The organism is Paraburkholderia bryophila (assembly GCF_003269035.1).
In the GTDB taxonomy this organism is placed as follows: domain Bacteria; phylum Pseudomonadota; class Gammaproteobacteria; order Burkholderiales; family Burkholderiaceae; genus Paraburkholderia; species Paraburkholderia bryophila.
Window position 1 is genome coordinate 20,783 of record NZ_QLTK01000049.1, and the last position, 10,106, is coordinate 30,888.

At 62.7% G+C, this 10,106-nt stretch carries 6 protein-coding genes; 4 read left to right on the forward strand and 2 right to left on the reverse strand.

Annotated elements, in window-relative coordinates; translation table 11 throughout:
* Window positions 1-183: 183 nt before the first annotated feature.
* From BX591_RS34745 to BX591_RS34755, 3 genes are read left to right on the forward strand one after another with little or no spacing between them, the layout of a single operon-like run.
* Window positions 184-3,441 carry an efflux RND transporter permease subunit gene (locus BX591_RS34745; RefSeq protein ID WP_111935826.1) on the forward strand — a complete coding sequence of 1,086 codons (3,258 nt, stop codon included), beginning with the start codon at window positions 184-186 and terminating at the stop codon, window positions 3,439-3,441.
* Entirely contained in the window at window positions 3,431-4,633 is a 1,203-nt protein-coding gene (locus BX591_RS34750; RefSeq protein WP_111935827.1) for an efflux RND transporter periplasmic adaptor subunit, read from the forward strand. The genes BX591_RS34745 and BX591_RS34750 overlap by 11 nt, the downstream gene beginning before the upstream one ends.
* On the forward strand, window positions 4,626-6,170 hold the full coding sequence (locus BX591_RS34755; protein ID WP_111935828.1) for an efflux transporter outer membrane subunit: 1,545 nt from the start codon (window positions 4,626-4,628) through the stop codon (window positions 6,168-6,170). Before BX591_RS34750 ends, BX591_RS34755 begins: the two co-directional genes overlap by 8 nt.
* Before the next feature lie 114 nt (window positions 6,171-6,284).
* On the opposite strand, the gene BX591_RS34760 is transcribed toward BX591_RS34755, so the two are convergent.
* Complete coding sequence (locus BX591_RS34760) at window positions 6,285-7,463, reverse strand: porin (protein ID WP_111935829.1); 1,179 nt, start codon at window positions 7,461-7,463, stop codon at window positions 6,285-6,287.
* Between the two features lie 326 nt (window positions 7,464-7,789).
* Between BX591_RS34760 and BX591_RS34765 the strand changes: the two genes are divergently transcribed.
* On the forward strand, window positions 7,790-8,068 hold the full coding sequence (locus tag BX591_RS34765; RefSeq protein WP_111935833.1) for a DUF4148 domain-containing protein: 279 nt from the start codon (window positions 7,790-7,792) through the stop codon (window positions 8,066-8,068).
* Window positions 8,069-8,404: 336 nt separating this feature from the next.
* Here the strand turns inward: BX591_RS34765 and BX591_RS34770 are convergent, their stop codons facing one another.
* Window positions 8,405-9,502 carry a porin gene (locus BX591_RS34770; RefSeq protein ID WP_167444680.1) on the reverse strand — a complete coding sequence of 366 codons (1,098 nt, stop codon included), beginning with the start codon at window positions 9,500-9,502 and terminating at the stop codon, window positions 8,405-8,407.
* Window positions 9,503-10,106: the final 604 nt, after the last annotated feature.

Sequence of the window (10,106 nt, forward strand, 5' to 3'; positions counted from 1 at the left end):
AACGCGCCTGTCGATGCGATGACGGACAACCCGCCGTTTCCTAAAACTAGTTTCATTTGATTAGTCCACGCCTGTTAGGCCCCGCTCTCCAGAATGCCGGTACCGGGTCGCGCCATCAGGGCGAGTCCCACTTGACACACGCCCGCGCAGATTCAATCGCGCCTCTGAACGGAGCAGCCTTCGATGTTAAAAATAGTCCGGTTGGCTTTAACCCGGCCCTACACGTTCATCGTGCTGGCGCTGCTGATCCTGATGATCGGCCCGCTTGCCGCGTTGCGCACGCCGACGGATATCTTTCCCGACATCCGCATTCCCGTGATCAGCGTGGTGTGGAACTACGCCGGCCTGCAACCGGACGACATGTCCGGGCGCATTGTCAGTTACTACGAGCGCACGCTCGGCACGACCGTCAACGACGTCGCACATATCGAGTCGCAATCGTTTCGCGGCTACGGCATCGTGAAGATTTTCTTCCAGCCGACCGTGGATATCCGCACCGCCACCGCGCAGGTCACCTCGGTGTCGCAGACGGTGCTCAAGCAGATGCCGCCCGGCACCACACCGCCGCAGATTCTCAACTACAACGCCTCCACGGTGCCGGTGCTGCAACTGGCGCTCACCAGCAATACGCTCGACGAGCAGAAACTCGCCGACTACGCGACCAACTTCATTCGTCCACAATTGCTGAGTGTGCCGGGCGTGGCGATTCCGACGCCGTACGGCGGCAAGACCCGCGAAGTACAGATCGACCTCGATCCGCAAGCTTTGCAGGCGAAGAAGCTCTCGGCGAACGACGTCGCCACGGCGCTCGCGCAGCAGAACCAGATCATTCCCGCCGGCACCGAAAAGATCGGCCGCTTCGAATACAACATCAAGCTGAACAACAGTCCGCTCGCGCTAGACGAGCTGAACGCGCTGCCGATCAAGACCGTGGATGGCGCAACCATCTATATCCGCGACGTGGCGCACGTGCGCGACGGTTATCCGCCACAGAGCAACGTGGTGCGCGTGGACGGTCATCGCGCGGTGCTGATGAGCATTCTGAAGAACGGCTCGGCGTCGACGCTCGACATCATCGCAGGCGTCAAGGCGCAACTGCCGCGTATCGAAGCCACACTGCCGCCGGGCCTGAAGCTCGTCACGATGGGCGATCAATCCACCTTCGTAAAAGGCGCCGTCAGCGGCGTGGCGCGCGAAGGCGTGATCGCCGCCGCGCTGACCTCGCTGATGATTCTGCTGTTCCTCGGTAGCTGGCGCTCCACGATGATCATCGCGGCGTCGATTCCGCTGGCGGTGCTGGCCGCGATTGCCGGCCTCGCGGCGATGGGCGAAACGCTCAACGTGATGACGCTCGGCGGCCTCGCGCTGGCGGTCGGGATTCTGGTGGACGACGCCACCGTCACGATCGAGAACATCAACTGGCACCTGGAGCAAGGCAAGGACGTGAGGAGCGCGATTCTCGACGGCGCCGCGCAGATCGTCGCGCCCGCGTTCGTCTCGCTGCTGTGTATCTGTATCGTGTTCGTGCCGATGCTGCTGCTCAACGGCATTGCGCGTTTCCTGTTCGTACCGATGGCCGAGGCCGTGATGTTCGCCATGATCGCGTCGTTCATTCTGTCGCGCACGTTCGTGCCGATGATGGCGCAATACCTGTTGCGCCCGCATGCATCGGGCGGCCACGCCTCCGGTGAACTGGCCGCCACGATGGACCCGCACGGCGGTCACTTCCACGCGCCGCCGTCGCGCAATCCGCTGGTGCGTTTCCAGCGCGGCTTCGAACGTCGTTTCGAGCGCGTGCGTGGCATCTACCGGATCGCGCTGGGTCTTGCGCTCACGCATCGCAAGCGCTTCGTGACGGGGTTTCTGATCGTGGTCGGTGCGTCGTTCCTGCTCGCGCCGTGGCTCGGCCGCAATTTCTTCCCCAATATCGACTCGGGCGAAATTGCGATTCATGTGCGCGCACCGATCGGCACCCGGATCGAAGACACCGCGGCGCAATTCGATCTGATCGAAAACGCGGTGCGCCGGGCGATTCCGCCGGATCAGTTACGCAGTATCGTCGACAACATCGGCTTGCCGAACAGCGGCATCAACCTGACCTATAACAACAGCGGCACGACCGGTCCGCAGGACGGCGACATTCTCGTTTCGCTGAACGAAGACCATCGGCCGACAGCGGACTACGTGCGCACGTTGCGCGAAACCCTGCCGCGCCAGTTTCCGGGTACGACGTTCGCGTTCCTGCCGGCCGATATCGTCAGTCAGATTCTGAATTTCGGTGCGCCCGCACCGATCGATCTGCAAGTCGCCGGGCCGAACCAGGCGGCCAATCACCGCTACGCCAACGAAGTCATGCGCCAGATGCGGATGATCCCCGGCATTGCCGATACGCGTATTCAGCAAGCTTCCACGTATCCGCAATTCACCGTCTCCGTGGACCGCTCGCGCGCCGATCAGCTCGGCATCACAGAACAGGACGTCACCAACTCCGTGGTGGCGAGTCTGTCCGGCACCAGTCAGGTGTCGCCGACTTACTGGCTCAATCCGAAGAACGGCGTGTCGTATCCGATCGTGGCGCAGACGCCGCAATACCGCATGACCTCGCTGTCGAATCTCAGCAATCTGCCGGTCACCGGCAAGGCCGGTCAGGCGCAGATTCTCGGCGGCATTGCGACGATCACGCGCGGCGTGGGCGACGCGGTCGTGTCGCACTACAACATCGAGCCGCTCTACGACGTGTTCGCGACAACGCAAGGTCAGGACCTCGGCGCGGTCGCCGCGCAGATCCAGAACATCGTGCACGCCACCGCGAAAGACGTGCCGAAGGGCTCGATCGTCACGCTGCGCGGCCAGGTGCAGACCATGAACAGCGCGTTCCTCGGTTTGTCGCTCGGCCTGCTCGGCGCGATCCTGCTGATCTTTCTGCTGATCGTCGTGAATTTCCATTCGTGGAGCGACGCGTTCGTGATCGTCACCGCGTTGCCCGCGGCGTTGGCCGGCATCGTCTGGATGCTGTTCACCACCCACACGCCGCTCTCGGTACCGGCGCTGACCGGCGCGATTCTCTGCATGGGCGTGGCGACCGCCAACAGCATTCTGGTGGTGAGCTTCGCGCGCGAACGGCTCGCGTTGACCGGCAATGCGCTGGTCGCCGCGATGGAAGCCGGCTTCACGCGTTTTCGGCCGGTGCTGATGACGGCGCTCGCGATGATCATCGGCATGGCGCCCATGGCGCTCGGCCTCGGCGACGGCGGCGAACAGAACGCGCCGCTCGGCCGCGCCGTGATCGGCGGCCTGATCTGCGCGACCTTCGCCACGCTGCTGTTCGTGCCCGTCGTCTTCAGTCTCGTGCACCGGCGCGACGCCGCCGGGCACGGCCACTCGCCCGCTTCTTCTCACGACCACTCTTCATCCGAACCCGGAGTCCATCATGTCCACTGAGATCGAGATCAATTCGCCCAAACGGCTGCGTCATCTGAAACTCGTCGGCATCGTCGCGCTGCTGGTCGCGGCGGGCATCGTGGCGAGCGGTATGGCGAGCCGCGTCCACGCGAAGCAGGAACTGACCACCTGGTCCGCGCAGCAGGCCGTGCCGACGGTGGTCGCGTACACGCCCAAACACGATGCCGACTCGCAGGCGCTGGTGTTGCCGGGACGCCTGTCCGCCTTCGTCAACGCGCCGATCTACGCGCGCGTGTCTGGCTATCTGCACGCGTGGTATGCGGATATCGGCACGCATGTCAAAGCCGGCCAACTGCTCGGCGTGATCGACACCCCGGACCTCGATCAGCAATTGCAGCAGGCCCGCGCCGATCTGCAGAATTCGGTGGCCAATGAAAAACTCGCGGCGTCCACCGCCCACCGCTGGACGGAGATGCTGAAACAGGACTCGGTTTCGCAACAGGACGCTGACGAGAAGACCAGCGACCTCGTCGCGAAGCAGGCCACCGTCGCCGCGGCTCAGGCGAATGTGGGTCGCCTCGAAGCGCTCGAATCGTTCAAACGCATTACCGCGCCGTTCGACGGCGTCGTCACCGCGCGCACAACCGATATCGGCGCGCTGATCAACGCCGGCGGCGGCAATGGGCCGGAGTTGTTCTCGGTGTCGGACGCGCGCCAGTTGCGGGTCTATGTCAGCGTGCCGCAGGACGAAGCGGCCGCGATCCAACCCGGCATGAGTGCAACGCTTACCGTGCCGGAACGCCCGGGCGTCAGGTTCAACGCGAAACTGGTCGATACCGACGACGCGATCACGCCGTCGTCCGGTACGTTGCTGGTGCAACTATCGGTCGACAACAAAGACGGCCTGCTGATCCCCGGCGAGTACACCGAGGTGCATTTCGATTTGCCGACCAACGCACACGCCTTGTCGATTCCCGCGAGTTCGCTGATTTTCCGGCAAAGCGGCCTGCAGGTCGCCGTGGTCGGCAGCGACAACCGCGCGGTGCTGAAACCCGTCTCGATAGCGACCGATCTCGGCACCCACGTGGAGATCGCGTCGGGTCTGAACGCAAGCGACCGCGTGATCGACAACCCGCCCGACTCGCTCGTCTCGGGCGATGAAGTGCGGTTGCAAGGCACGCCGGGCACGGCACTGGCGGAGCGCCGCGCGGCGGAGAGCACTCATGGATAAACGCCGCTTGCACGTTGCGAAACTGGCGAATGTTGCAATGGTTACCTTGGCCGCCGCGCTGCTGGTGAGCGGCTGTTCGTTCGCACCGGTCTACCATGCCCCCACCGCCAGCATTCCCACCACGTTCAAGGAAGCTGGCGCCTGGCAGCTCGCACGGCCGGCCGACCGCGTGCCGCGCGACGCGTGGTGGACCGTGTATCGCGATCCCGTGCTCGATCATCTGGAGCGGCAGGTGGCGGCGGCCAACCCGAGCGTCGCCGCCGCAATGGCGCGTCACGACGAAGCCACCGCGTATCTCGCGCAGGCCCGCTCGGGGCTCTTGCCGACGATCGGCGCGCAAGCTTCAGTCGAGCGTCAGCGGCAGTCGGACAACCGGCCGCTGCGTGGCGCGGGACAGCCTTCGGTGTACGGCACGAATGATGTCGACGTCGGCATCAGCTACGATCTCGATCTGTGGGGCAAAATTCGCAACGAAGTGGCCGCCGGCAACGCGGCGGCGCAAGCGAGCGAGGCCGATCTCGAATCGGTGCGCCTGAGCTTGCAGGCGGATCTGGCCAACGCGTATTTCAATCTGCGCGGGCTCGACGCGCAGCAGCAGTTGCTCAACGATACGATCGCCACCTACCAGCGCGCGCTCACCCTCACCCTGAGCCGCCATGCCGGCGGGATTGCATCGGACCTCGACGTGTCTCGCGCGCAGACGCAACTGGACACCGCGCGCGCCTCCGCCGACGATATCGCCGCGCGCCGCGCGTTATACGAACATGCCATCGCGAGTCTGACCGGCACGCCCGCGTCGATTTTTGCGCTGGCGCCGGTGACGGCGACGACGTATCTCCCGTCCATTCCCACCGGCGTGCCAGCCGCGCTGTTGCAGCGGCGGCCCGATATCGCGGCGGCCGAGCGGCGCGTCGCGCAAGCGAACGCGCAGATCGGCGTGGCCAAGGCGGCGTTCTTCCCTGACATCTCGCTGGGTCTCGACGGCGGCTATCAGAGCGACACGCTTTCGCCATGGTTGATGGCACCCAACGAGATCTGGTCGGTCGGTCCGAGTCTCGTGTTCACGCTGTTCGACGGCGGCCGTCGTGAAGCGATGACCGACCAGGCGCGTGCCAGGCTCGCCGAGAACGGCGCGAAGTACAAGGCGACCGTGCTACTCGCGTTCCAGCAGGTGGAAGACAACCTCGCGCAACTGCATCATCTCGGCGACGAAGCCACGCAGCAGAACGCCGCGCTGATCGCCGCGCAACGCACGTTGACCCTGTCGATGTCGCGCTATCGCGACGGCGTGGTCAGCTATCTGGACGTCGTGACCTCGCAAACCACGGAGCTGACCACGCAGATCGATGCGCTGACCCTCGAAACAAGGCGTCTGCTGGCCTCCGTGGGCTTGATCGAGGCATTGGGTGGTGGATGGTCGACGGACGGCGCACAAGCCGCGCCAGAGGTTCAGGCAACGAAATTGAAAGCGGCGCCGGTTGCTGCCGGCGTGTCCAGTACTTCTGGCGCCTCTGCCGCCGTTGCATCCGCAGGTTAAACAAGCGACTGCCTTCAACAACGCCTGGCCGCAAACAAAAAAACGTCGCCGGTTCTCCGAACCCGCGACGTTTCTTTCAAGTGCGCCCGTTCAGAGCCGCACCCGTGGCACGCCTTAGAACCGGTGCCGCACGCCCACCGCCACGACTGCCTGCCGATCGCTCGACGAAGCCGCTAGCGAATAGATCGACGCATTGCCGAGCACCGCGATCCCGTTCGCGCCCGTCACGTGCTGATACGTGCCTTCCAGATACAGATCGGTGCGGCGCGACAGCGCGTAATCGGCCTGCAGCATGAATTGATTCCACTTCGGCGAATAGCTCTGGCCGCCAGTGCTGAAGTGGCCGTCCGTGAACGTGTACGAGCCGCCCAGCGTGAATGCCGGCGTGATCGCATAGCGGGCGTTCAGTTCGTAGTTGTTGAAGGTCAGCAGATCGCCGTTGAGCGTCGAATACGCTCCGCCCTGCATGATCTGATGCGGGTCGTTGAGCATGGTGCGCGTGAAGACGAGGCCGAGCGTCGCCGCGCCGAATGTGTAGCGTCCCGCTGCGCCGAGCACACGCTGACGCGCGCCGGTGAAGACCGCGTCGCCGTCGCTGCTGCTCACCGCGCCGCCCGTATTGGCCGGCTGGTTGACGCCGCCCGGCTGGTTGATCTGCAGATACGCGACTGCCAGGTTGAACGGACCGCCCGCCCACTGCGCGCCGAGGCTGTACGCGTTGTTGTTGCTGAAGCCGCCCGCCGCGTTACTGAACGCGTACGCGCCGCCGACGGTGCCCCCGTAGTAGGTCGCGCTGCGGTATTTCAGCGCGTTGTTCAACCGCAGGTCGTTGTTCAGATTGTCGTTATCGAACGGATGATCGGCGATATTGCCGCCGAAGCCCGAACCGGTCGCCGACAACGGCGCCACGAAATCGACCAGAAAGTCGTATTGACGGCCCAGCGTCACCGTACCCCACTGCTTGCTCGCGATCCCGACCCACGCCTGCCGGCCGAACTCGTCGCCGCCGTTGGAGAACTTGCCGCTGTCGATATTGAAGCCGTTCTCGAGGTCGAAGACCGCGCTCAAGCCGCCGCCCAGATCTTCGTTACCGCGCAGGCCCCAGCGGTCGGTGCTCACGTTACCGCTTTCCATCATCCAGTTGTTTTTACCACCGTTAGCCGACTTCTGATTGCTGATGTAGTCGAGGCCGGTGTCGAGCGTCCCGTAGAGCGTCACGCTGCTTTGCGCGTGCGCCGCCGCGCCGAGGGTGCTGGCCAGCGCGACGAGTGTGGTTGCGAATGCTTTATTCATGTTTGATTCCGGGTAAGAGAAGGCACCGGTCCGCGCAAGAACGGTCCGGTCCCGCACACCGTACGGGTAGCCGCAATGTAAATAGCGGCGGTGACACACCCGTGATCAAAACCGGGCGTTTCATGAAACGTTTTTTATGTTCATGACATGTCCGCGAGGGACCGACGAATCAGCGCTTTGGCGACGCTACAGCAGATAAATTTCTTTTCATGCACACACGGCCGATCCGCTAACGCCGCTTGACTATCCTTCTCATCAACCGATCCGCGAAACCATCGAGGTTCACGTATCGGCGCCACCCAACCTGATTTATGAGGATTACGAACATGAAATCTCTAACGCTCGCCATCGCTTTCATTGGTGCAACCGCAACGGCTTCCGCATTCGCGCAATCGATCACCGCGCCGACGCAACAGAACGCCGCGCCGGCCATGCAAGTGGCGGCGAACACCACCAGCACCACCGGCAACGTGACGGGCTCGTGGGTCGCGCCGTACGGTCAGGCTACGCCCGGCAAAACCCGCGCTCAGGTTTATCGGGAACTGGTGCACGCGGAGAAAGACGGCCAGCTGGCCTATCTGAATTCGACGATTTACGCGCACTGAAATGCTTCTGCCGAACCCCAGCCGACAGCGCGCCACGAGGCCACTGTCGGCTGGACTCGCTCTGGACTCGCTTGAGCGCCCATCGCAACGCTCTGTTTTGACAACCCCCATATCGATGACTCTTCGCACCGCGATCAAACGAACCGCTTCGTTCGCCGTCGCCGCCGTGGCTGCCGGACTGCTGTTATCCGGCTGCGCGACGAGCACCACACCGACCTCCGCCGACAATTGCGTCGGACCACCCAGTTACTGCAACATTTACTTTGGTTCATGAAAAAAGAGAGCACTACCCTTTCGGGCAGCGCTCTCTTTCACGTGGTACGAGTACTTTGTGTTTTAGAACGAGTGACGCAGACCGACGCGTCCCACCACCTGTTTACCGTTCGACGACGGATCGAAGCCCGCGATTTGCGCGACCGCGCCGCCACTGGCTTTTTGCAATGCCGCGAGTGCGTAGACGGCGGTGCGTTTCGACAGTTCGTATTCCGCGCTCAGGTTGAGCTGCTGGTACTTCGGTTCCTGGTTGGTCGCATGGTCGCGGCCGTCCGTGTACGTATAGCCGGCTGCGAGGTTGAGCTGGCTGGTAGCGGCGAAGGTGCCCGCGAATTCATAGTTCTGGAACTTGACGTCCTGACCGGCATCGCCTTGCTGGAAGTCGACGTTGGTGAAGTTGCCCATCAGTTTGAACTTGCCGAGCTGATACGACGCACCGGCCGCGAAGATGCCCTGGCTACGCGCATTGGCCAGGTAGTTGCCATACACCGCGTTGGTGAAGCCCGAGCCGTTCTGATAGCTCTGCACGGCCTGCTCCGGATCGTTCACACGTAGATAGCCCGCGCCGATCGAGAACGGTCCATTCGTGTACGAGGCGGCCGCGCTATAGGCGGAGTTATTCGAGAACTGGCCCGCCTGGCCGCCGAACGAATAGAGTGCTTCGCCGGTAAAACCGCCGATGGTGGGACTCGTGTACTTAACGGCATTGCTGATGGCGAAGCCGTTATCGAGGTTGTCCATATCGTTCGGGTGGGAGAAGTACCAGCCGCCGTAGCTATCGTTGAGCGAATACGGCTCGATCAGGTCGACGAGCGGATCCCACTGGCGGCCGAGGGTGACGGTACCGAGCGTCTGGCTATCGAGGCCGACGTACGCATTACGGGAGAATGCGAGGCCGCTACCGAGGCTGCCGTTGGTCGAATTGAAGCCGCTTTCCAGATCGAAGATAGCTGCGAGGCCGCCGCCCAGGTCTTCTTTACCTCTTACGCCCCAGCGACTACCGGCGCTGACGCCGCTGGCCATCTGGTAGAGGTGGTTACCGTTGACGTTGCTGGCGAAGTCGATACCGGTATCGAGAATGCCGTAGAGGGTGACGCTGCTTTGTGCGTGCGAGGTGGTTGCTATGCCGGCGCATAGGAGGGCTCCGAGCAAGTGTGCCAGCTTCATCTTTTGATTCATGAATCGCCTTTTTCGTTTAGGTAGGATGCCTGATAGCTGTGGGGGTTCTTTTCGTTACCACGGGGGTGAATATAGCTAGGCTGGAAAGATGCGGCGATGCAAGACAGAGTTTCAGTTTGTGCGTTGGGTTTTTCATTAATTGATCATTGACCGGGGTGCGTTCGTTGGTTTTTGGTGCTGGTTTGTTGGCCGTTTTTGTTGGCCTTTTCTTGTTTTCTTAGTGGTCTATTAGCGGTCCCCCTGTGCGGGGGGCACCTACTTTTCTTTGCATGCGGTGTGTGTCAAGGTAGTTGTCGCCTGAACCGTTACGCGGCCTGCCTATACATTTCGGCTGAGGCCTGGGTTCGCTCCGGATTCAGATAGACCGCGTCCGTCAGGTGCCAGTTGCGGATGGCGCCTGACCAGCGTGCCGGGTTTTGTGCGCGAGCACTTTCGTACAGCGCACGCCGTTGTGCCAGCAGGTCAGTCGCTTCGCCGCGATGCCGTTGTGCGAACCTGTCCGCATTTTTGTGTGCGAGGCGGTTTAAAGATTTCTAGCCACGTGCGAGCGTGAAGCGCTCGCCAAACAGGATAGCAAACTGGTTCA